This is a genomic window from Nostoc sp. C96 (assembly GCF_059384975.1).
This window is the reverse complement of sequence record NZ_CM182020.1, coordinates 2,143,900-2,167,283: the sequence shown is the minus strand read 5'-3', so window position 1 is coordinate 2,167,283 and position 23,384 is coordinate 2,143,900. Positions and strand designations below refer to the sequence as shown.

18 protein-coding genes are annotated in these 23,384 nt (G+C 41.1%); 9 read left to right on the top strand and 9 right to left on the bottom strand.

Annotated elements, in window-relative coordinates; translation table 11 throughout:
* Position 1 precedes the first annotated feature (1 nt).
* The 3 genes from AC504W_RS09285 to rlmD form a co-directional block, all read right to left on the bottom strand.
* A protein-coding gene (locus AC504W_RS09285) for an IS630 family transposase (protein ID WP_494873200.1) occupies positions 2 to 879 on the bottom strand; the annotation gives its coding sequence in 2 pieces (ribosomal slippage) (positions 2 to 547 and positions 550 to 879; 876 coding nt in all).
* A 93-nt stretch (positions 880 to 972) separates the two neighbouring features.
* Entirely contained in the window at positions 973 to 1,422 is a 450-nt protein-coding gene (locus tag AC504W_RS09280) for an ATP-binding protein (RefSeq protein ID WP_096575823.1), read from the bottom strand.
* A gap of 431 nt (positions 1,423 to 1,853) precedes the next feature.
* Complete coding sequence (gene rlmD / locus AC504W_RS09275; protein WP_494877506.1) at positions 1,854 to 3,212, bottom strand: 23S rRNA (uracil(1939)-C(5))-methyltransferase RlmD; 1,359 nt, start codon at positions 3,210 to 3,212, stop codon at positions 1,854 to 1,856.
* Positions 3,213 to 3,335: 123 nt separating this feature from the next.
* On the opposite strand from rlmD, the gene AC504W_RS09270 reads away from it, so the two are divergent.
* The 5 genes from AC504W_RS09270 (at position 3,336) to AC504W_RS09250 (ending at position 11,576) form a co-directional block, all read left to right on the top strand.
* Positions 3,336 to 3,821 carry an allophycocyanin gene (locus AC504W_RS09270; RefSeq protein WP_494877505.1) on the top strand — a complete coding sequence of 162 codons (486 nt, stop codon included), beginning with the start codon at positions 3,336 to 3,338 and terminating at the stop codon, positions 3,819 to 3,821.
* A 622-nt stretch (positions 3,822 to 4,443) separates the two neighbouring features.
* Complete coding sequence (gene purL, locus AC504W_RS09265) at positions 4,444 to 6,819, top strand: phosphoribosylformylglycinamidine synthase subunit PurL (RefSeq protein ID WP_494877504.1); 2,376 nt, start codon at positions 4,444 to 4,446, stop codon at positions 6,817 to 6,819.
* 169 nt (positions 6,820 to 6,988) lie between these two features.
* A complete protein-coding gene (gene purF, locus AC504W_RS09260; RefSeq protein ID WP_494877503.1) occupies positions 6,989 to 8,488 on the top strand; it encodes an amidophosphoribosyltransferase in 1,500 nt (499 codons plus the stop codon).
* A gap of 398 nt (positions 8,489 to 8,886) precedes the next feature.
* Entirely contained in the window at positions 8,887 to 10,032 is a 1,146-nt protein-coding gene (locus AC504W_RS09255; protein ID WP_494877502.1) for a hybrid sensor histidine kinase/response regulator, read from the top strand.
* Positions 10,033 to 10,190: 158 nt separating this feature from the next.
* Entirely contained in the window at positions 10,191 to 11,576 is a 1,386-nt protein-coding gene (locus tag AC504W_RS09250; protein ID WP_494877501.1) for an aldehyde dehydrogenase family protein, read from the top strand.
* A 47-nt stretch (positions 11,577 to 11,623) separates the two neighbouring features.
* On the opposite strand, the gene AC504W_RS09245 is transcribed toward AC504W_RS09250, so the two are convergent.
* The 3 genes from AC504W_RS09245 to AC504W_RS09235 form a co-directional block, all read right to left on the bottom strand.
* Positions 11,624 to 12,223 (bottom strand): sulfite oxidase-like oxidoreductase, encoded by a 600-nt coding sequence (locus tag AC504W_RS09245; RefSeq protein ID WP_494877500.1) that lies wholly within the window; start codon positions 12,221 to 12,223, stop codon positions 11,624 to 11,626.
* Between the two features lie 432 nt (positions 12,224 to 12,655).
* Positions 12,656 to 12,829, bottom strand: a complete 174-nt coding sequence (rpmF, locus tag AC504W_RS09240; RefSeq protein WP_015113744.1) for a 50S ribosomal protein L32 — start codon at positions 12,827 to 12,829, stop codon at positions 12,656 to 12,658.
* A 142-nt stretch (positions 12,830 to 12,971) separates the two neighbouring features.
* Complete coding sequence (locus AC504W_RS09235; protein WP_096575839.1) at positions 12,972 to 13,481, bottom strand: hypothetical protein; 510 nt, start codon at positions 13,479 to 13,481, stop codon at positions 12,972 to 12,974.
* A 199-nt stretch (positions 13,482 to 13,680) separates the two neighbouring features.
* Here AC504W_RS09235 and AC504W_RS09230 point away from each other — a divergent pair, with 199 nt between their 5' ends.
* On the top strand, positions 13,681 to 15,621 hold the full coding sequence (locus AC504W_RS09230; RefSeq protein WP_494877499.1) for a caspase family protein: 1,941 nt from the start codon (positions 13,681 to 13,683) through the stop codon (positions 15,619 to 15,621).
* Between the two features lie 78 nt (positions 15,622 to 15,699).
* Here the strand turns inward: AC504W_RS09230 and AC504W_RS09225 are convergent, their stop codons facing one another.
* On the bottom strand, positions 15,700 to 16,077 hold the full coding sequence (locus AC504W_RS09225) for a Mo-dependent nitrogenase C-terminal domain-containing protein (RefSeq protein WP_096575843.1): 378 nt from the start codon (positions 16,075 to 16,077) through the stop codon (positions 15,700 to 15,702).
* 770 nt (positions 16,078 to 16,847) lie between these two features.
* Here AC504W_RS09225 and uvrA point away from each other — a divergent pair.
* From uvrA to AC504W_RS09210, 3 genes are read left to right on the top strand one after another with little or no spacing between them, the layout of a single operon-like run.
* On the top strand, positions 16,848 to 19,736 hold the full coding sequence (gene uvrA / locus AC504W_RS09220; protein WP_494877496.1) for an excinuclease ABC subunit UvrA: 2,889 nt from the start codon (positions 16,848 to 16,850) through the stop codon (positions 19,734 to 19,736).
* A 26-nt stretch (positions 19,737 to 19,762) separates the two neighbouring features.
* The gene (locus tag AC504W_RS09215; protein WP_494879602.1) at positions 19,763 to 20,434 is read left to right on the top strand and encodes a nuclease-related domain-containing protein; all 672 of its coding nucleotides are present in this window, start codon (positions 19,763 to 19,765) and stop codon (positions 20,432 to 20,434) included.
* Positions 20,371 to 22,023 (top strand): DEAD/DEAH box helicase, encoded by a 1,653-nt coding sequence (locus AC504W_RS09210; protein ID WP_494879601.1) that lies wholly within the window; start codon positions 20,371 to 20,373, stop codon positions 22,021 to 22,023. The genes AC504W_RS09215 and AC504W_RS09210 overlap by 64 nt, the downstream gene beginning before the upstream one ends.
* A gap of 129 nt (positions 22,024 to 22,152) precedes the next feature.
* Here AC504W_RS09210 and AC504W_RS09205 read toward each other — a convergent pair whose 3' ends face one another.
* Both AC504W_RS09205 and AC504W_RS09200 read right to left on the bottom strand, forming a co-directional pair.
* Positions 22,153 to 22,554 (bottom strand): type II toxin-antitoxin system VapC family toxin, encoded by a 402-nt coding sequence (locus AC504W_RS09205; RefSeq protein ID WP_494877493.1) that lies wholly within the window; start codon positions 22,552 to 22,554, stop codon positions 22,153 to 22,155.
* Positions 22,554 to 22,790: a hypothetical protein gene (locus tag AC504W_RS09200; RefSeq protein WP_096575851.1), complete on the bottom strand. Its 237-nt coding sequence runs from the start codon at positions 22,788 to 22,790 to the stop codon at positions 22,554 to 22,556. The genes AC504W_RS09205 and AC504W_RS09200 overlap by 1 nt, the downstream gene beginning before the upstream one ends.
* Between the last annotated feature and the right edge of the window lie 594 nt (positions 22,791 to 23,384).

Here is a 23,384-nt window from a genome sequence, read left to right as displayed (position 1 = left end):
GTTAGGACGCTGCTTGTTTGAGAACAGTTTCCATTGCATCACGTAAATTATTAGAATGAGGTAATAGCTTGCGAACCTTACTCTTCAAAGTTGCCCAACACTTTTCAATACGATTGAGGTCTGGCGAATAGGGTGGCAGATAGATTAACTGACAGCCTGCGGCTTCAATTAATTGAGCAATCCTACCGCCCCGATGAAACGTGGCATTATCTACAATCACCCACTGGCCTGAACATAACACCGGAATCAAGCAATTTTCTAACCAAGTCTCAAACACGGTACGGTTACAAGCCCCCTCGACAGTAAATGGCGCAATCACTTTTCCTTGTCGATACCCAGCAATCATATTAATGCGACCCTGCCGTCTACCTGATTTGAGGTCATAGAATCGCTCCCCTATTGGGGAGTATCCGTAGCCGTAGTTGTCGCGTTCATCCATGCCAGACTCATCAACATATACTAGATGCGATGCTTTCGGATTTTCCAGTTGTGCTAAGAACGCTGCCCGTTTGGCTTCGTCTCGTTGACTATATCCGTAAGTTTTTTTTTACGCGAATTTCCTATCTTTCCTAACGCTCTGGAAATCGTGCGCTGGCTAATCTCTCCCTCCCATACCTGTGCCATCTCAGTCTGAGTTTTATCCCCATGCTCTTTAACAAAGGTGCGAAACTTCTCCCAATCACCGATTTTGCCATTGTGCGGCGATACTTTCCTCTGTTTAGGCTTGACATCACCTGTTTCGGCTTTGCGTTGAAACCACAAGTTAATTGTGTTGCGACTGATATTGAACAGAAGGCTTGCCTCGCACTTTTTGAGACCATCTAATTCAATCGCTTGCATAACTTTTCGCCGGAAATCATCACTATAAGCTTTTGCCATTGGGATGAGGTAGATGCAATGCTAACTCTTATAGTTTACGTCCTAATCTTTCTGGCTATGGCTATACCTTTTGCTTTTTTACTTTTTACTTTTTCATCGCCTCAAAGATAAGCGGGGGCGATTTTCCATCTGTTTACACAATCTTAATTCTGTACCTTTGCGGCTCCATTGCACCTGATCAAAAATTTGATGAAGGAGACATAAACCGCGACCACTTTCTGAATCATCAGATGGCAAATAATCTGTCGGATCTTCTTCAGAACTTGGTTCTGGCTTAAAGCCTTGACCTTGGTCTGAGATCACCCACCAATACTGATTATCTATCAAAGAAAAACGGACTACAACTCTTTTACTGGGATCAAGATTATTACCATGTTTCGCGGCATTTACTAAGGCTTCTTGGAGTCCTAGCCGCAATTCTGCTTGTAATTTAGCTGGAATTTCTGCCAGCAGTAAATCTAATATGGGACAAAGATAGAGAGTAGAGGCAAAACTAAGAGTGCCCCAATAACGTCCAACCGGACGGAGCGAAATACTAATCACAAGAGAAACCCCATAGCTTTCAGTTAGCTAGACATCAGTTTGCTTGTACGCGCACCCTGACAAAATTGGAGGTGGTCATGCTGCCTTCAAACTTGCGTCTTTTATACTAAGTTTTGAAAATGCTAGGGAGCATTTACTCTATTTATGAAATTCGATTGTTGATACATAAAACGGCTTTTAAAAACTGCTATTGCAGTCAGCAACTGAGAATTTGCTGAAAATTTTTTAGAAGTATTAGGATGATGTTTGTATTGCCGATTTGTATGTCAGACAACCTTATTCATAATTAATGAGAGTCTATGCAACGTTAGTTGTTTTAACAAAATCATTTCTATTTTCAGGTTAATACGATTTTAGCATTGTTACTATGCAAGAGACTACAAATTTGCAATTTAAGATTTTGATAAAGAGTTAGTACTCTTATTTAAATGTCATAACACAAGAAAGGCAGCAGCTTCTACATGAGATGTTTGTGGGAAAAAATCAGCAGGTTGTACCCGTGTAAGTGTATATACGCCTCCTTGACATAAAAATTTCAGATCACGAGCAAGTGTGGCTACTTTGCAGCTGACGTAAACGATGCGTGCAGGTTTCGATCGCAGTAATGAATCGATGACAGAGCGATCGCATCCTTTACGTGGCGGATCTAGTATGACCACATTCGGTATTATTCCCATTTGCGGCAGTAAATTCTCTACCGCACCGACTTGGAATGTAACATTATGTATACTGTTGCGTTCGGCGTTCAAAATTGCTTGTTCTACTGCTTGGGCTTGCAGTTCCAAACCCACTGCTTGACGCACTTGCTTGGCTAGAGGCAGAGTTAAGGTACCAATCCCACAATAAGCGTCAACTAGCACTTCATCCCCTTGGAGGTTCAATTCTGATTGAATTACCTCTAACAGTGCTTCGGCTGTTTCCGTAGAAACTTGGAAAAATGTATCTGGGCGAATTTGAAATTCTAAGTCGGCAAATTTTTCTGTCAGATAGGGAATGCCTGCAATAGTGCGAGTTTCTGCCCCAAAAATGGCATTTGTCCGTTCAGAGTTGCGATTTAAGGCAACTCCTACCAATTGTGGATATCGCTGCAACCATTCTTCGGCTTGTTCAGTAATTTTCGGTAAATTCCACTCAGTAACTACCAAAGTTAACAAAATTTCACCAGTCCGACGGCCAATACGTAAACCTAAATGGCGAATTTGTCCTTTGTGCCGCTGTTCATCATAAATTTTCCAGCCGCGCCTTTGAATATCTTGCTTAATTTCAGCAAGTAATGGATTTAATCGAGAATCTTGGACAGGGCATTGATTTAAGTTAACTAAATGATGACTACCCTTTTGGTAATATCCCGCTTGTACTTGTCCTGTCGCAGAAACACTGAAAGGATATGTAGATTTATTGCGGTATCCCAAAGGCGATAAGGCTGTCAAGACGGGATCTACTGATGGTGCAGTAAAACCACCGATGCGCTGCAAAGCTTGAATAACTTGATTACGCTTGGCTTCTAATTGATATTCATAATTAATATGCTGCCACTGACAACCACCGCACTTATCAGCCACAATGCAACTCGGTCGAATGCGGTGTGGGGATGGGTGCAATAGCTGTATGAGTTTGCCATGAGCATATTTAGGCTTGACGTGTAATAAGCGTACCTGAACGCGATCGCCTGGTACAGTATCTGGTAAGAATACCACACGATCCTCATAACGACCGACACCGTCACCAGTATCAGTGAGATCGGCGATCGCAACTTCAATTAATTCACCTTGTTTCCAAATATTAGTCATTGGTCAATAGTCAATAGTCAATAGTCAAAAATTATTCTCCCCTGCTGCCCTACACCCCTGCTTCCCTTCTGTACCTCCAACTCGTTAAACTAGCAAATAATATTTATCGTGATTACAATAATCATGACTGTAATTAGCCAAGTTATTCTCAAAGCTGACGACGAACTGCGTTACCCCAGCAGTGGCGAACTCAAAAGTATCAAAGAATTTTTGCAAACAGGCGAGCAACGGACGCGCATTGCTGCGACCTTAGCTGAAAACGAAAAAAAGATAGTTCAGGAAGCAACCAAGCAACTTTGGCAAAAACGCCCTGATTTTATCGCACCTGGGGGCAATGCTTACGGTGAACGCCAACGCGCTCTCTGTATCCGTGACTTTGGCTGGTATCTACGCCTAATTACCTACGGCGTACTTGCTGGCGACAAAGAGCCAATTGAAAAAATTGGTTTAATTGGTGTCCGGGAAATGTACAACTCTCTGGGTGTTCCTGTCCCTGGAATGGTAGAAGCCATCACTTCTTTGAAAAAAGCCTCCCTCGACCTACTAAGTGCAGAAGACGCAGGAGCAGCATCACCATACTTTGATTACATCATTCAAGCGATGTCATAATCCAAAGTTAGTTTTGCTTCTTTAAGATGCGCCCCTGGTCTCTTAAAGTGAGTGCAAAGTCTTAGCACTCAAAGATTAAGATCTCTAATTTGATCATACTCTCCCCACATTTGGTAGTGGCTTTGGCCGTCTCTGTGTCAAGTTACCAACCAACTGTGGGGAAATTTTATTTATTGGTTAATAGTCAATAGTCATTTGTCAAAAGGTAGCAAGCAAAAGCCTGAAGAATCAAGTTTCACAATTCATACTACCCTTCTCCTGTCAGAGACGCTACGCGTAGCTTGCTTCCCCGTAGGGGTACGAGAACGCCAAGGGTGAAAACACTTGAGACTTTTTTTAGATACAAAAAGCCGACAGTTTTTCATCAAAGCTGTCGGCGATTAGTGTGTTCCCTATTAATGACTCGGCTAGAGTTCAGTTGTATGTAATTATGCCAATTTGGCTATGGTCATGAGACGATCTCAATCATGTTTCTATGTGATTGTGGTCACTCAAGTGTTAATATCGAGCGGTATCTACTTAAGTGAGTCACAACGCAATGGGGATGACAAATGACCATTGACTATGGACTATTGACCATTAACTATAAAATAGTCTTCTGTCCCCTTGGTGCATTATTCCCATGACCACCACCCCCAAAGATCCGTTTTCTCCCCAAGAAATTGCCGCCGAAGGTATAAAGCCAGAAGAATATGCCGAAATTGTGCGCCGTTTAGGTCGTCATCCTAACAAAGCAGAACTGGGAATGTTTGGGGTAATGTGGTCAGAACATTGCTGCTACAAAAATTCCCGACCTTTGCTCAAACAATTTCCCACCACAGGCCCCCGCATTCTTGTCGGCCCTGGTGAAAATGCCGGAGTTGTTGACCTAGGTGAAGGATTACACCTAGCATTTAAAATTGAATCCCATAATCACCCTTCGGCGGTTGAACCATTCCAAGGAGCCGCCACAGGTGTCGGTGGTATCCTCAGAGATATTTTTACAATGGGTGCGCGTCCCATTGCTTTGTTAAACTCCCTGCGCTTCGGTTCTCTAGAAGATGCTAGAACCCAAAGGATATTCACTGGGGTAGTATCAGGCATCAGCCATTATGGTAACTGTGTTGGGGTACCCACTGTTGGTGGTGAAGTCTACTTTGACCCTGCTTATGCGGGAAATCCCTTAGTCAATGTGATGGCGTTAGGATTGATGGAAACACCAGAAATCGTTAAATCTGGCGCATCGGGTTTAGGTAATCCGGTGTTGTATGTTGGTTCCACCACTGGACGCGATGGGATGGGTGGTGCAAGCTTCGCCAGTGCAGAATTAAGTGATGCCTCAATGGATGACCGTCCAGCGGTGCAAGTAGGCGACCCATTTCTGGAAAAGTCTTTAATTGAAGCTTGTCTAGAAGCGTTTAAAACGGGTGCAGTGGTCGCTGCCCAAGATATGGGTGCAGCGGGAATCACCTGTTCTACCTCAGAAATGGCGGCTAAAGGCGGTGTCGGCATTGAGTTAGATTTAAATAAGATTCCGGTGCGGGAAACTGGCATGATTCCTTATGAATATTTACTGTCGGAATCTCAAGAACGAATGTTATTTGTTGCCCACAAAGGTCGGGAACAAGAATTAATTGATATTTTTCACCGTTGGGGACTTCAGGCTGTTGTCGCTGGTAAAGTAATTGCTGAACCCATTGTGCGGATTTTATTTCGCGGGAAAATTGCCGCAGAAATTCCTGCTGATGCTTTAGCAGAAAATACACCACTTTACGAGCGTGAGTTATTAGCAGAACCACCAGAATACGCCCGTCAAGCTTGGGAATGGACAGCAGATAGTTTACCTGCTTGTACAACTAAGGGTATTGGCAGTCACAGTTGGCATGATATCTTATTGACTTTACTAGATACACCCACGATCGCCTCGAAAAATTGGGTATACCGCCAGTACGACCATCAGGTACAAAATAATACTGTCACTCTTCCAGGCGGTGCAGATGCGGCTATAGTCCGTTTGCGTCCACTAGAAGAGCAGGGGAGCAGGGGAGCAAGGGAGCAGGGGAGCAGGGGAGCAGGGGAGCAGGGGAGGATTTCTTATAAATCTGCTGTGGCGGCTACGGTAGATTGCAATCCCCGCTATGTTTACCTTGATCCCTACGAGGGTGCTAAGGCAGTTGTGGCAGAAGCCGCACGCAATCTTAGCTGTGTGGGTGCAGAACCGCTGGCTGTGACTGATAACCTGAATTTTGGCAGTCCCGAAAAACCCATTGGTTATTGGCAATTAGCCGAAGCTTGTCGCGGTTTGGCAGAAGGTTGTCAAGAATTATCTACACCAGTCACAGGGGGGAATGTTTCTCTCTACAATGAAACCCTCGATTCTCAAGGAAACCCCCAACCAATTTATCCGACTCCTGTGGTGGGGATGGTCGGGTTGATTCCTGATTTCACGAAAATTTGTGGTCAAGCTTGGCAAGCAACTGGTGATGTCATTTATTTATTAGGGTTAACCGTACAAGCCAAAGTTGAATTAGGCGCATCGGAATATTTAGCGACTATCCACAACACTGTGGCTGGCAGACCACCACGGGTAAATTTTGACTTGGAACGCCGTGTGCAGCAGGTTTGCCGTGATGGTATTCGTTCTGGGTGGGTGCATTCAGCCCATGATTGTGCTGAAGGCGGATTAGTCGTAGCGTTGGCAGAATCTTCGATTGCGGGTAATTTGGGTGCGGAAGTGAAATTAGAAATTTCGCCCAATCAGTTACAACGTCTTGATGCAGTGCTGTTCGGTGAAGCAGGCGCAAGAATTATAGTGTCGGTGGGATCAGAACAGCAAGAAATGTGGGAATCATACTTACAGGCACATCTGGGACAAGATTGGCAAAAATTAGGCAACGTTAGTAATTATGATGCTGGTTTGACGGTTTTAACTACTAATAATCAAACCTTAATCACAGTTAGTATTGAAGATATGAAGGGTCGTTACAATAATGCGATCGCCAAACGCCTCGCAGCATAAAAAAGCCTGAAGTAATCAGTATGAAGTCTAAAATTTCACACTTCGGACTTCATACTTCATCCTTCTTAAGGTACTGTTTTAATAAGTGGTTAAAGATTTGTTAAGAATAAGTAACCACTCATAGCCAAAATCCCAGTGACTTGACACCCCCACCAGGAGCAAAGCCAGCATGATTCCCATCCATTCCGTCACTTCGGATGAATACCCCGAACAGACTTGCAACTCAACTAATAGTCAAGAAAATCGTCCTGATAAGCCAGAAGAAGCTTGCGGTGTCTTTGGCCTCTACGCACCAGAACAAGACGTTGCTAAACTGACCTACTTTGGATTGTATGCCCTCCAACATCGGGGTCAAGAGTCAGCTGGGATTGCGACTTTTGAAGGTACAAAAGTCCACCTCCACAAAGATATGGGCTTGGTGTCTCAAGTATTTAACGAGTCTATTTTAGAAGAGTTACCAGGAAATCTCGCCGTTGGTCATACTCGCTATTCCACCACTGGTTCTAGTCGCAGAGTTAACGCCCAGCCTGCGGTAGTGGAAACGCGCTTAGGTTCCATAGCCCTTGCACATAACGGTAATCTTGTCAATACAATGCAATTGCGGGAGGAGTTACTCCAGAGCAATTTTAACTTAGTCACCACCACCGACTCCGAAATGATTGCCTTTGCGATCGCCGAAGCAGTCAACGCTAGTGCAGACTGGTTAGACGGTGCAATTCAAGCATTTCACCGCTGTCAAGGAGCCTTTAGTTTAGTCATAGCCACACCAGTTGGGGTGATGGGAACCCGTGATCCTAATGGTATTCGACCTTTGGTAATTGGAACCGTAGGTAGCAATCCAGTTCGTTACGTATTATCTTCTGAAACTTGCGGTTTAGATATTATTGGCGCTGAATACCTGCGAGATGTCGAACCAGGCGAGTTAGTCTGGATTACAGAAGAAGGTTTGGCTTCTTATCACTGGAGTCAACAACCGCAACGTAAATTGTGCATTTTTGAAATGATTTACTTTGCTCGTCCTGATAGCGTTATGCACAACGAAAGTTTATATAGCTATCGGATGCGTTTAGGCAGACAACTCGCAGCCGAATCTTTTGTCGAAGCTGATATTGTCTTTGGTGTACCTGATTCTGGTATCCCCGCCGCCATCGGATTTTCTCAAGCTTCCGGTGTATCCTACGGTGAGGGCTTGATTAAGAATCGCTACGTTGGACGCACCTTTATTCAACCAACCCAAAACATGCGCGAGTCAGGTATCCGCATGAAACTCAACCCCCTCAAAGATGTACTGGCGGGTAAACGAGTTGTGATTGTCGATGATTCAATTGTGCGGGGAACTACGAGCCGTAAACTGGTGAAAGCCTTGCGTGATGCAGGTGCAGCAGAAGTACACATGCGAATTTCTTCCCCGCCTGTTACACACCCTTGCTTTTACGGCATTGATACCGATACTCAAGATCAATTAATTGCCGCTACCAAATCAGTTGCAGAAATTGCTCAACAATTAGAAGTCAACTCTCTCGCTTATCTCAGTTGGGAAGGAATGCTCACAGCGACAAGAGAAGATACCAATAGTTTTTGTTCTGCCTGCTTTACCGGAGATTACCCGATTGCCATTCCTGAACAAGTAAAACGTTCTAAATTGATTTTAGAAAAGGTAGTAGTCTAGAGCAATAATTACATACTTCGCTGATTAATAGAATATCCGGCTATTAGACCACAAAGGTAATCTGATAGCCGGATTTTTATCATATAAAAAACTTATATTTCCTAACAGAAATTGTAATACTAACTTTTTGCTGGCTATATTTACTAATGATGATCATAAATGTCTGATAATGATCACAAAAGTCATCTTGTAGAGGCTTGCAAGAAATCAAGCGATCACCTTTAGATAAGCGCTAACTATTGGTTTAATTTACTTTTAATTTTCTACAATTGAAGTAAAATTATTGACTGTGCCACTTTTCATGGCGGAATGTAAGCTGAAAAACAAATAACCAAAAAGTGGTAGCAATATAGCAGTTTCCCTCAAAAACTCACCTCTAACCGAACCTTTTCTCACAAATGAGTTCACTATTGCCTAGCCCTGACAAAATTTTGGTTGTCGATGATTCTCCAGATAATGTTTTTTTAATTAAAACAATACTTGAAGAAGAAGGATATATAGTTAGTACTGCCGAAAACGGTATTGTAGCATTAACACACTTACAAGCATCTCCCTGTGACTTGGTACTGCTGGATTTAATGATGCCAGGAATGGATGGCTATGAAGTTACCAGGCGCATCCGTGGGGAAATGAACTTGCAGCAATATATTCCCATTCTGTTAATTACGGCTCACGATGCACCCAACGTCGCCCACGGATTAGATCTGGGTGCTGATGATTTTATTCGTAAACCTGTAACCGTAGATGAATTACTCGCCAGAGTGCGATCGCTTTTACGGCTAAAACATAGTATGGATGAGCGTGATGAAATTGCCCGTCAACGAGAAGATTTTGTTTCCCGCCTCACCCATGACTTACGTACGCCCTTAGTTGCTGCTGATCGGATGTTAATGCTATTTGAGCAAGGTGCTTTAGGGCAATTATCGCCGCAAATGCAAGAAGCACTCACCATTATGGCGCGTAGCAATACTAACTTGCTGTCGATGGTGAATACCTTATTAGAAGTTTATCGATTTGAAGCCGGGCGCAAAACCCTAGCCTTTCAACCCGTTGATTTAAAGCAGTTAATTGCCGAAGTAGTTAGTGAACTAACACCCTTAGCACAAGTTAAAGCGCTAACTATCAAACAGGAGTATGCCGAAGAATTAACCAACAGTAACATTATGGGCGATCGCTTGGAACTGCACCGTCTTTTAACTAACTTGATAGGTAATGCCATTAAATTTACTGAATCTGGCCAAGTAGCAATTCGTCTTTCCTCTGTGCAGGAAAATAATGAAATTTCTGCCTCTAGACTCTCGTCATCTACCCCTAGTGGTGATTATATTAATATTGTGGTAGCCGATACTGGTTCAGGTATTCCGCCTGAAGAACAAACTACCTTGTTTCAAAGATTTCGCCAAGGTAGTCATAAAAGTTCCGGTAGTGGTTTGGGATTATACCTTTCTCGTCGTATTGTTGAGGCACATCAAGGTCAGATTTTTGTTAATTCCGTATTAGGTAAAGGTAGTGAATTTATTGTGCATTTACCAATTAAACCCTAAATAAATTATAAATAATAAATTATGAGTTACGTAATTTTTTGATTCAATAACTCATAATTTATTGTTTATTATTCCTGATATTTATTATAAGTTATTAGCTCCAATACTTAATATATATTCCCTGTAAAAAACTATTACATAATCCAGAGGATAACATAATGATTACTACAGAATTATCTAAAATTACTGAGCTTATTCACAAACAACGAGAATTTTTTCAAACTGGAAAAACAAAAGATATAGCTTTTCGGTTAGAAAAACTCAGAACACTCAAACAAGCAATAGTGGAAAATGAAACAGCTATTGCCCAAGCATTGCAAGCTGATTTTCATAAACCAGACTTTGAGTCTTATGCAACAGAAATCAGTGTTACTAAAGAAATTGATTATGCTATCAAACATCTGCATTCATGGGCTAAACCTCAGAAAGCAGAAGTGCCAATAGAATTTTTTTCTTATTCAGCTAAAATTTATGCTGAACCTTTAGGAGTCGTTTTAATTATCGGCCCTTGGAATTATCCCTTTAATTTAATTATTGCACCTTTAGTAGGGGCGATCGCCGCAGGTAATTGTTCAATTCTCAAACCTTCAGAAATTGCCCCCGCCACCTCTAGTTTATTAGCTCAGATGATGGGTAAATATTTTGAACCAGAGTTTATTGCTGTAGTTGAAGGTGGAGTGGAAGCAAGTCAAAAACTACTCGCAGAAAAGTTTGATCATATCTTTTTTACTGGTGGTACAGATGTTGGCAAAATTGTCATGGAAGCAGCAGCAAAACATCTCACACCAGTTACTTTAGAATTAGGCGGCAAAAGTCCTTGTATTGTTGATGCTGATATAAATCTAGAACATACAATCAAACGGATTACTTGGGGTAAATTTATTAATGCCGGACAAACTTGTGTTGCACCTGACTATTTATTAGTTGATAAAAAAATCAAACCAGATTTAATCAATGGCTTGAAAAAAAGCATTACAGAATTTTATGGAGATAATCCCCAAAATAGTAGCGATTATGCCAGAATCATCAGTCAAAAACATTGTGAAAGGTTAATTAAACTTCTCGATAAAGGGGAAATTATTGTTGGTGGAGAAAGCCAACTAGAAGAACGCTACATTGCTCCCACAATTATTGATCAAGTCTCGTTAACAGACCCCGTGATGCAGGAAGAAATTTTTGGCCCAATTTTACCTGTAATTGAATATACAGATATTAAAGAAGCGATCGCCTTAATTAATTCCAGACCCAAACCCTTAGCTTTATACTTATTCTCACAAAACAAAAACCTGCAACAGCGAGTTTTACAAGAAACTTCTTCTGGTGGAGTTTGTCTTAACGACACAGTATTGCATGTGGGTGTCTCATCTTTACCCTTTGGTGGTGTTGGTGATAGTGGTATTGGTAACTATCATGGCAAAGCTGGTTTTGATACCTTTTCTCACCATAAAAGCGTCCTCCGCAACTCTTTCTGGCTAGATTTAAAATGGCGCTACGCTCCATATCAAGGCAAATTAGCTTTCTTGAAACGACTAATTGGGTCATAAAAATAAAGGCGTTGCAATGCAACGCCTCTTCATAAAAAAGTTTAAAATCAAAACCTCCCACTATAGCGTTCTTCCGCCCAAGGTTCACCCCGGCGATGATAGCCGTTGCGCTCCCAAAAACCTAGTTCTTCTTTTTTCAGAAACTCTAAACCATTAATCCACTTGGCACTTTTCCAGGCGTAGAGGTGGGGGACAACTAAACGTAAGGGGCCACCGTGTTCTGCGGGTAATGGCTCTCCAAATAATTGAACAGCAAAGAAATTTTCTTCACGTACAAAATCTTCTATAGCGATATTCGTTGTGTAGTCACCATAGCAATGTTCCATCACATGGGCAGTCTCTGGTTCTAGCTCAATCAACTTCATGAATTCTGTCACCTTAACCCCCGTCCACTTGACATCAAGTTTAGACCAGCGTGTGACACAGTGAAAATCTGCTGTAAATTCGTGCTGTGGTAGCGCCATAAACTCTGACCAAGTGAACACAGCCGGCTTGGCTGAACCCCAAACGCGAAATTCCCACTCTTCTATGTTGACTTGGGGAGTTGCACCATAGGTGAGTACAGGGAAACCTTTAGCGAGGTGCTGTCCAGGCGGAACTCGTTCTCCTTGTTCTTTGTCTGGTTTTTGAAAAAACTTTCCTAACATATTTTCATTTGGGGTGTAGTGGTTTGGGGTGTAGGGGGTGAGAACAAATTATCTGCTTGCTTACACCCTGACACCCAATCTTAATCAGTATTCTTTATGGGTAAGTCCTAACACTGTCAAATAGCCTGAGCATCAACAGATAGACTCAGGCAGAGAAAAAATATTAATTTTGCTGAACACCCAATAATTAGGACATCCAGATACTTTAATGTTTGATTATGATTATCTGATCATCAGTCATGGGTAAGAGGTAATGGATAACGGATTTTCCGAATTATTCATTACCGATTTTTTATTTGCCCCATTAGCTGCTGCACACTCAGCATAAATTTTTAATTATTCAGACAATCTACAATTAACTGCCGAAAAGCCTGAGCGGTAAAAGTCACCGCTCAAATCTTCGGTGATGCTAGTGTTTTTCCCAATAGGAGATTATGACTCTTCGTCCTCTTCTTCAGGAGTAGGATAGACAAATGTAGAACGTCCAGTCAAAATTGACTTGCCCAGGGAGAGAGCTTTTTGAGCTTCAACAGCAGCTTTATGTCTCCAAGTAGCTCGACGTTTATCGCGTTTAGATTTAGAAGTTTTCTTCTTAGGGACAGCCATAGTAGCGGATATCGCAGTTTTTGACAACCTTTCTATTCTAAGCCATCTATTGGCATCTGCAATGGTATTCCCCACCAGGAAGGAATTTTTAAACGCAAAGGAGCGCTAAGGTCAACGCAGATGGGCGGAGAGAGGAAAAATATTACGGTGTGGTAGCTGCTGGTGCGACTGTGGTGATTGGAGGAATATTAACGGGATTGGTGGGAGTTGTTTCAAAGAATAAAAGCGATCGCGCGGTTTTAAAGTAAGTCGCCCAACGTTGAGCATCAGGACGAGAACGCCATTGGGGACGGCTAACTTCTAAAGCTAAAATTGGTGCGATCGCCCCGTAGCTTTGTACGGAAATAATAATCGATACATCTGTAGCTAATATATCTTGATCAAAACTGCGTTGCGCGGCTGCTCTAGCTGTTGCTTCGGCTCTCCTGAGTGTAGTTTCATAGCTTTCATCTGGTAATCTATCAATAATTAAGTCAACTCTGGCGGTGTAAGCTCTTACTATCTGAGGTGAAATTACTTCTGCCACAATCCATACAGGTAGGCTAGAAAAGAGCAAAAATATTAATGGAAATATCCGGATTTTTTTGGCAACTTGGCTAATAAATAAACAGGAAATGATCGATGATAGTTGGTAAGCAACATTCCTGGTCATAACCTTAAAGCTCCTGACTAATTAATGGCCTGTAATTGAGATTGTCTGAGAATTTTTACTGAAATTAAAGGTAATAAAAATTACTTAGTTTTTAGGGTTCAATGAGAAACTCTTAGACTATAAGACATAGGTTAGCTTTGTTTTTTCAGCAAAGCCAACCGCAATTTTAGGCAAGTCAACCACAACCTACAAAGAGCGGATGGCAAATTACTGGGCGATCGCAATCGGCATCAATCAATATCAATTCTTTCAACCCTTACGTTGCGCCCAAGCTGATGCCGAAGCGCTAAAAGATTTTTTGGTTCAAGAAACAGGTTTTTCACCTCAACGCTGTCTATTAATGACAGATACTTCGCCGCCTATTAGTGATAGATCTACTTATCCGACAAAAGACAATATTCTGTTGTTAATAGAAGATTTAGCAGCGGCCTGTTGGCAACCAGGCGACCATCTGTGGTTGTTCTTTAGCGGTTATGGTGTCAACTATGGGGGACAAGATTACTTGATGCCAGTGGAAGGCAATCCTGAGTTAGTGCAGAAAACTGGCATAGAAATGCGATCGCTCATGCAAAGTCTCCAAATCGCTGACCTCAATGTTTTGGTGCTGCTAGATATTAACCGCGCTTCCAGTACCCAAGCCGATGCGACTGTTGGACAAGAAACCATTGAACTAGCTCAAGAATTACAACTAGCTACGATTCTGTCTTGCGAACCAGAACAATTTTCCCGTGAAAGTAGTGAGTTAGGTTACGGATTTTTTACCGCTGCTTTGTTAGCCGCTTTGCGTTCTGGTCATGGCAGTAGTTTGGCGGATTTAAACAGTTATTTAAATGTTTTTACTCCAGAATTATGCCAACACTATTGGCGACCTACACAAAGTCCAGTAGCGATCATACCGGCTAATCCTCCCACCATCTTGCCGCAGCTAGAGGTGAATCATACAGTTACAGAAGTTCCCAGTACCCTGGAACCAACTGAAGCTAAACCCCATGAATTAGAGTCAACTGAAGCTGAAGGAAGTATTTTTCCAGAGGAAAATTTTGCTATGGCTTTGGCGGCTCCCCCGTTAGCACCATCACCCAAAAATCCAGCTAATTCTCCACAACTAGGTATTTGGGAAGAATCCCCGGCTCTACAATCTGTCGTTGGTGCTAGATCCTCGCAGCTGACTTTCCCAAATCTCCCTCTGGGAGAACAACAACTATCTAAATCACCGGATTTAGTAGCCAAACAAGAGTATGGCAACCAACAACCGCAATCAGCGATCCCCTCCCCAGAAACGGGTATGGGAGGTAGGTTCATTCCTGATGTTCCCCAAGCCTATGTCTCTCGTTTATCTCAGAAAAAGATAAAAAACTCATTGTGGCAGCAGTTTGCTTTTTGGGGAAGTGGCATGATGTTGCTAACAGCTTTAGTGACAGTAGTTGTGCTTCGCAATCAAGAAAAATTTGTTGCGGGTAGAGAGGCGTTATCAGCCTCGCCTCATGATCGGTTAATTCCAGCCAAAAATCAGTCTAATGCCCAAATTATCTCTCTTTCTGAGTCCAAGAGTCGCAATCAAGCAGTATTAGACTTGGCGAAAATGTCTCTCAGGCAAACTCAAGCCACGGATCTGAGTTTAGCGATCGCCACTGCACGGAAAATTCAGGCGGGTGAACCGCTTTACGAACAAGCCCAAGAAAATATCAATATTTGGAGTAATATGATCCTCAATTTAGCTGAGGGTCGGGCTAAACAAAGACAATATGCTAATGCGATCGCCGCAGCGCAATTAATCAGCAAAGAAGGCTCACTTTATCCCCAAGCGCAAGCAGCCATTAAGCAGTGGCGACAAGAAGCCAAGCAATATCTTGCTAACAAAACTTTGTTAGAAGCCGCTAATGCCTTAATTAAACCAGAACAAGCTTCTACATATAATCGCGCCATTGAAGTTGCCAAGCGTGTTCCCCAAGGTCAACCAGGATTTGATTTGGCGCAAAAATCAATCAACAAATGGAGTGAGAAAATTTTAGATCTGGCGAAAAGTCGCGCGGCTGAAGGTGATCCCCAGGCTGCCATTGCCACAGCTACCTTAGTTCCAGAAGAGACATCTGTTTACGAAGATGCTCAAGAAGCAATCCGCAAATGGCAAAAAAAATAGTTAGTAGTCAAAAGTCAATAGTCCATAGTCAAGAGTAATTAGCTTTGACTATGGACTATTGACCTTTGACTTTTTGTATTAACAGTACTGCGAAATGTCTTCGCCGCATTCATCTGCTAAATAGCACATAGCCCGGAAACGCAAACTCACGACTTCCTCGTATAAAGGGTTGAGCTTGCACATTGGCGGTATGTGTAGTAAGGTTTTGCCGAATAATTTAATATCGCGTTCAAAAGGACATTGAGCGGGGATCATTCTGCACAAACGATGAGCTAATTCGCGATCGCGGATTTGAATGTTGTTTAACCTTCGTCGTAGAGGGAGGAAAATATCAAAGCCTGACTGGGAATTGGGATGGTGCAGCTGGGTTACGTGGGTTTTGCTAACCTCTGCCGGACTTATTGAAACCCAGCTTGCAAGAAAAATCTTTTTTGTGGTATTATCGAATACCTTCATGGTTCAGCCTCTGTATTATTGAGGGTATTCACCTTTCTGATGAATATATACAATGTGACAACCACATTTACCGGAAAAATCTTGTTCTGACAGAGATACAATAAGACATTAATGTAACTATTCAGGTCAGAACCTATTTCTTTCTACGTTAAGTAAATCGCAATTTTCTCGGAAACGGTAGTGTAGTAATACGATCTTGTTTATAACTTGACACAGTTTAAATTTTAATAAAGACATCTACCGTTGGACGGAATTTATTGTAATAGTTACAAAACTTAATATAACACTGAGAATCTGTATTTACCGCAGATATAAATATCAAGCTATAGCGAGAGATGTGCAGATAGAGCAACTGTGCATAGACACAACGACGGATAATCCGATATTCCTCCGATAAATAGCTCGCTCGCTCAAGTGACGTTAACAGGTAATAGGGAAACCTTCATAAAATAAATAAATGGGATTTTTTACAATGACTAATTTTCCCCTGTTTCCTGTTCCCGTTAAATCAAGCGACTTGCTGTTTCTCATATATCCCAGAATGATGAATGCAGGAGTTTTGTGCGATTATCAACTCAAAGCTTGAGCAACAACCCTCAGCAGGATGTTCTAATTGCGAGCCGTTTCAATTAACGGATATAGGAAGATGTCTGTAGTCTGAATATTGGGCAATCCCTACTTAAAACAGTACTATTGTTCTAGTATAAGCAGAGTAAAAATAGTATTATTAAGAACTGTTTCATACTGCCTCTCACTATCAGCCTGCCAATATGTCAGATAATCAGTTAGCCGCATCCCTCCTGAATGGCCATCTTCCCCACACGCATCACAACAGTCAAAATACCATTAGGATTCGGGGTGCTAGACAGCATAATCTGAAAAATATTGACTTGGAATTGCCACGCGATCGCCTGATAGTGTTTACTGGTGTATCAGGTTCGGGTAAGTCTTCTTTAGCCTTTGATACGATTTTTGCTGAGGGTCAACGGCGTTATGTAGAATCTCTCAGTGCTTACGCTAGGCAATTTTTAGGACAGTTAAATAAACCGGATGTCGAAGCAATCGAAGGTTTAAGTCCAGCGATATCGATTGATCAGAAATCAACATCTCATAACCCCCGTTCTACAGTGGGGACAGTCACAGAAATTTACGACTATCTACGCCTGTTGTTTGGTCGGGCTGGTGAACCTCATTGTCCGATATGCGATCGCTGTATTGCACCCCAAACCATTGACGAGATGGTAGACCGCATCATGGACTTACCAGACCGCACCAAATTCCAAATTCTTGCGCCTGTGGTGCGGGGTAAAAAAGGTACTCACCGCAAGCTGTTATCGAGTTTGGCTTCCCAAGGTTTCGTGCGAGTGCGGGTTGATGGCGAAGTGCGGGAACTGTCAGACTCGATTGAGTTAGATAAAAATTTTACCCATACAATCGAAGTAGTCATTGACCGCTTGGTGAAAAAAGATGGAATTCAAGAGCGCTTGGTTGATTCCTTGTCTACATGTCTGAAACAGTCTGGTGGTATTGCAACAATTTTAGTCACCCCGATTACGGAGAATCCAGCAGCGAAAGAAGAAGAAATGGTATTTTCGGAAAACTTCGCTTGTCCCGAACATGGCGCAGTCATGGAGGAGTTATCGCCGCGCTTATTTTCATTTAATTCTCCCTATGGCGCGTGTCCACACTGTCATGGTATTGGTACTTTAAGAAGATTTTCAGCGGAATTAGTTATACCTGACCCTGAAGCACCAGTATACGCAGCGATCGCACCTTGGTCAGAAAAAGAAAATTCTTATTATTTGGAATTACTTTATAGTTTAGGACAGGCGCACGGGTTTGAATTACAAACCAATTGGAGTAAGTTGTCGGAAGAACAACGACAAATTATTTTAAATGGAGAAGAGAAAAACAAAGAGACAGCAAAAACTAATTTTAAAGGTGTTCTGCCAATATTACAGCGTCAATATGAAGGTGGTTCAGAATTAGTTAAACAAAAATTAGAGCAGTATTTAATCGACCAACCCTGTGAAGTTTGTGGTGGAAAAAGGTTAAAACCCGAAGCCTTAGCGGTACGGTTGGGACAATTCCAGATTTTAGATTTAACAGGTGTATCAATTCGAGATGCACAGGAAAGAATTGCTCAGTTAAAATTGAGCGATCGTCAGCTACAAATTGCTGATCTAGTACTACGAGAAATCAGAGCTAGATTGCAATTTTTGTTAGATGTTGGCTTAAATTATCTCACCCTCGACCGTCCCGCCATGACTCTTTCTGGTGGGGAAGCACAGCGCATTCGCCTCGCCACACAAATCGGTTCTGGGTTAACAGGAGTTCTCTATGTTTTAGACGAACCAAGTATTGGTTTACATCAAAGAGATAACGGCAGATTACTCAAAACTTTAATTAGATTACGTGATTTAGGTAATACTTTAATAGTAGTTGAGCATGATGAAGAAACCATCCGGGCTGCTGACCATTTAGTTGATATTGGCCCTGGTGCAGGTATTCATGGCGGTCATATTATTGCTCAAGGTGATTTGCCAGCATTATTAACAGCAGAAAAATCATTAACAGGTGCATACTTATCAGGAAGAAAAGTAATTCAAACACCAACAGAACGCCGCGAAGGTAATGGTAGAAGCTTAATTATTAAAAACGCCCATCGCAACAATTTAAGAAATATCGATGTGGAAATTCCTTTAGGTAAACTTGTCGCTGTAACTGGGGTTTCTGGTTCTGGTAAATCTACATTAATTAACGAATTACTTTACCCATCGCTACAACATCATCTGACAAAAAAAGTACCTTTACCAAAAGATTTAGAAAAAATTCAAGGGTTAAATGCAGTTGATAAAGCCATTGTCATTGACCAATCTCCCATCGGACGCACACCCCGTTCTAACCCTGCAACTTACACAGGTGTTTTTGATGTAATTCGAGATGTATTTTCACAAACCGTTGAAGCCAAAGCTAGAGGCTACAAACCTGGACAATTTTCTTTTAACGTTAAAGGTGGACGTTGCGAAGCTTGCAGTGGACAGGGGGTAAACGTCATTGAAATGAACTTTCTCCCTGATGTTTACGTGCAATGCGAAGTATGTAAAGGTGCAAGATATAACCGCGACACATTGCAAGTAAAGTACAAAGATAAATCTATTTCTGATGTTCTCAATATGACAGTTGAGGAAAGTTTAGACTTTTTTCAAAACATTCCCAAAGCAGTTACAAGACTACAAACTCTAGTTGATGTTGGCTTAGGTTACGTGCAACTTGGACAACCTGCAACCACCTTGTCTGGAGGTGAAGCACAGCGCGTCAAGTTAGCTACAGAATTATCTCGCCGCGCCACGGGGAAGACACTTTATTTAATCGATGAACCCACAACAGGATTATCTTTTTATGATGTCCATAAATTGTTGGATGTGTTGCAAAGATTAGTAGATAAAGGTAATTCGATTTTAGTAATTGAACACAACTTAGATGTGATTCGTTGCGCTGACTGGGTAATAGATTTAGGGCCAGAAGGTGGCGATAAAGGTGGAGAAGTAATTGCTTTCGGAACACCAGAAGATGTGGCGAAGAATTCTAAGTCTTATACTGGGCAATATTTGCAGCAGGTGTTAAAACAGTATCCAGCAGCACCTTATAAGATTTAAAGCATATAATTCCTTGGAGGAAATAAATGGAATTTGTATGGTCTGATTCTGGAGATAATAATGCAGGCGAGAGAATGATATGGAAATCTCTCAAAAAATCTTTAATTGATTATGAGGGTGTTTGTTATCATCGTTATCCTATTTTCTCTGCGGATAGATCTAGGCGAGAACCTGACATTCTGATTCTCCATAAAGAGTGGGGATTATATGTTATCGAAACTAAAGGATATAGAATTGAAAATCTTGAAAGAATTAATGGGCAAGTATGGGAGATGAAGGGCTGGCATTCCAGTCAAGAATCGCCCTATGCTCAAGCTGAGGATCAAATGTTCTCGGTGCTTGGAAAGTTTAAAAATGAAAGTCGCTTACGCAAAGGAAGATATGATCTAATTCAAGGCCATGTTTTTATAGCACTACCTTTTATAACTAAAGCAGAGTGGAGGGAAAAAGGTCTTGATCTTTCTCCTGCTTCACCTTTGACTATTATCTTTGCAGATGATCTAGAACCTGATGCATTGAAAGCAAGATTACAAAATGTACCTGCGGAGGAAAAGCAAGAAACACTCAACGATGAACAGTGGCAACTTGCACTAGGTGTTCTTCAAGGTGCGCCTACACTGCGCCGTGAACTAAAGTGCCAGAGCCAAAGAAGCAAAACTCTAAAGCTGCTTTACTTAGAGAAGTTGAGGCTCAAATGATGGCTCTTGACAAAGAACAGGAAAAAGTTGCTATACAGATTCCGAATGGGCCACAAAGAATAAGAGGACTGGCTGGTTCTGGCAAGACAGTCGTAATGTGTATGAAGGCGGCTTGGATGCATTTGAAATATCCAAATTGGAATATTGCTTATACGTTTTACACTAAAAGTTTATATGCACAAATAAAAAGTCATATTACCCGTTTTTACCGTTGGTGGACTGATGGCGATCCAGATTGGAGTAAGATTAGAATACTACATGGTTGGGGTGGAAAAGACCTTCAAGGAATGTACCGTTTGGTTGCTAATAAGATGAATCGTAGCTCCCGTACATTTAGTGAAGCTAAGAACATTTATAGTTATAAGGAATATAGCGAAATATTAGGAAACTGCTGTAAAGAACTGCGGGAAAGTAATGATGAAATCCCTCAGCTATTTGATGCTATAATAATCGATGAAGCACAAGATTTTAATTTTGAATTTTACAAGTTATGCTACAGTATTTTGAGAGAACCTAAAAGATTGATATGGGCTTATGATGAAGTTCAAAGCCTAGAAAGTTTGTCTATTCCTACAGCTATTGAAATATTTGGAACCCATTTGGATGGCTCTCCAATTGTTGATCTAGAGGGTAATTATCCAGACAGCGAAATAGAAAAAGATTTAATTTTATATCATTGCTATCGTACTCCTCGTCCTATTCTAGTTACTGCTCATATTTTTGGAATGGGATTACTGAGACCGCAAGGTGCTGTCCAGTCTATTCCTACATCAGGCGGATGGGAAGATATTGGATATGAAATAGTAGCAGGACAATTTAAGACTGGGGAAAGAGTTACAGTAAGAAGACCAGAAGCTAATTCTCCTAATCCTTTAGAAAAATTAACTAAAGGTAAAAACTTAGTTCAATGTATAGCTTTTACAACAGTGGAAGCAGAAATAGATTGGGTAGCAAAACAGATTTACAAAAATATTCAAGAAGATGAACTAAAGCCAGATGATATTGTGGTTATATCTCTTGATCCACGCAGAATGTCTAAAGATTTTGAAACCTTGCAACAAAAGCTAACAAATCTAAAGATTAACTCAGCAAAAGTAGGCGTGGATACAGATGGTGCAGTATTTCGTAAGGCTAACCATGTTACATTGACAGGAATTTTTAGAGCTAAAGGAAATGAGGCTGCTGTCGTTTACGTAATTGGTTTTGAAGAAGTTGGTAGAAATTCTAATCTGATTGTTCAAGAGCGAAATCAAGCTTTTACAGCAATGACGCGCGCTCGTGGGTGGTGCTATTTAACTGGTGTAGGAGAAAAAGTTAAAGTTTCCTTTAATGAAATACAAACTATACTTGCTAACTATGAGCAAATTACCTTTACAGTTCCTGATCCCAAGTTGATCCAGCGAAATCTTGATAATTTGGAATATGAAAGACGACGTAATAGATTAAAAAAAGGACAAGATCTAACAAATGAACTTGCACGAGTAGCCAACGAAATAGAAGATCCTGAGATTACGAAAAAAGTAGCTGAATTACAGGAACTGATGAAGCAAAAACTTAAAGGTAGTAATCCAGATATTAGCAAAAATTAGCTTAAATTTAAGGTTAGATGAAGGCAACTTTTGTCTGACCTTAGTTATTATCAACAGTGCATAATTATCTTAAACTTAGTTTATTACACGATTTGACTAAGTGCGATCGCAACTATAAAAACATTCAAGTTACCAAATAACATTTATTCCAGATACAGTTATTTTGGAGTCTCGGCTAATTAAGGGTAAACCTAAATGCTTGGCGGTAGCTGCAATAATTCTGTCAGGCATATCAGGAATACTATCTCGTGGTATTGTTGTCAATGCTGCGACTACCTCACCTGTAAGATCCGCTAGGATTAAACCACTATTTTCAGCTATTAACGCAGCATCTAGCTGAGTCTTCATTTGTGCTGATATGCGCCCTTTTTCTTGTAAATAAACAATTTCTACAAGGCAAATTGTTGGAATGTAAATAACAATCTCGCCGCGATCGCATTTTTCAAAAGCCTGGTTAGCAGCAATGCTGAGGTTTGGACTATCTTCTAGATACCAAATCAAAGCATGGGTATCAGTTACCAAATTAGACATCAAACATCCTCGCGGGGAAAATTTGACCACATTTGCTGTCTCACTTCAGCAATATCTGACTCTGTTATGTGACTACCCTTCCACATTCCTCTTAAAGAAGTTCGGGGTTTCGGCTGAATTGTGATTAACTCTTGTTCAATTTGCGGTGCGACTTGTTCAATCAAGCGTATCTTATCTACTAACGAAAGTTGTGTTACCAATGCAAGAGCATCTTCTAATGTTACGGCTTTCTCCATTTTTTCTGACTTGAGCCATTATCAACAGCTTATCATTCTACTGAAAGGTTGTGTGTTGTGGGATTTATACTCGTCAGATTGTATAGTTACGTTCTATAGTGACAGCCGCTGATCTTTAACGCCCGTTTTTAGTTCTCCAACATCCTATTAAAACATTAATACTTAAACAATATTTTTTATTATACTAAGCTTAAACACGGGATTATACTGAAAATTTTTTTGTAGAATTACGCATAAGCACGGTGGCTGAATACTGAGATAATTAGCACAATAAGTTTATGAAGTTAAGGCAAAGAAGGGTATCAATAGAAATTGTACATGGTATCAGGGAATCTACCTTTCTCATGACCTTAAACTTTAGACTGCTGGCAAAAGCCGTTTTGTTTACATAATTCTTTGCATCTTTGCATAATCCCAACAAATATTTATGCAATGTCTGTGACACAACATAGATTTATACTTAGCACTTGCTTGAGGACAACTCATAAATTTAAATTATTTAAAATACATTATTAATAAAGTTAAATCTGTAGCAAATGATTCTAATTTAGGTTTCGTTAAGAGTTAAGATGGCCAAATTACGTTAAATTGTGG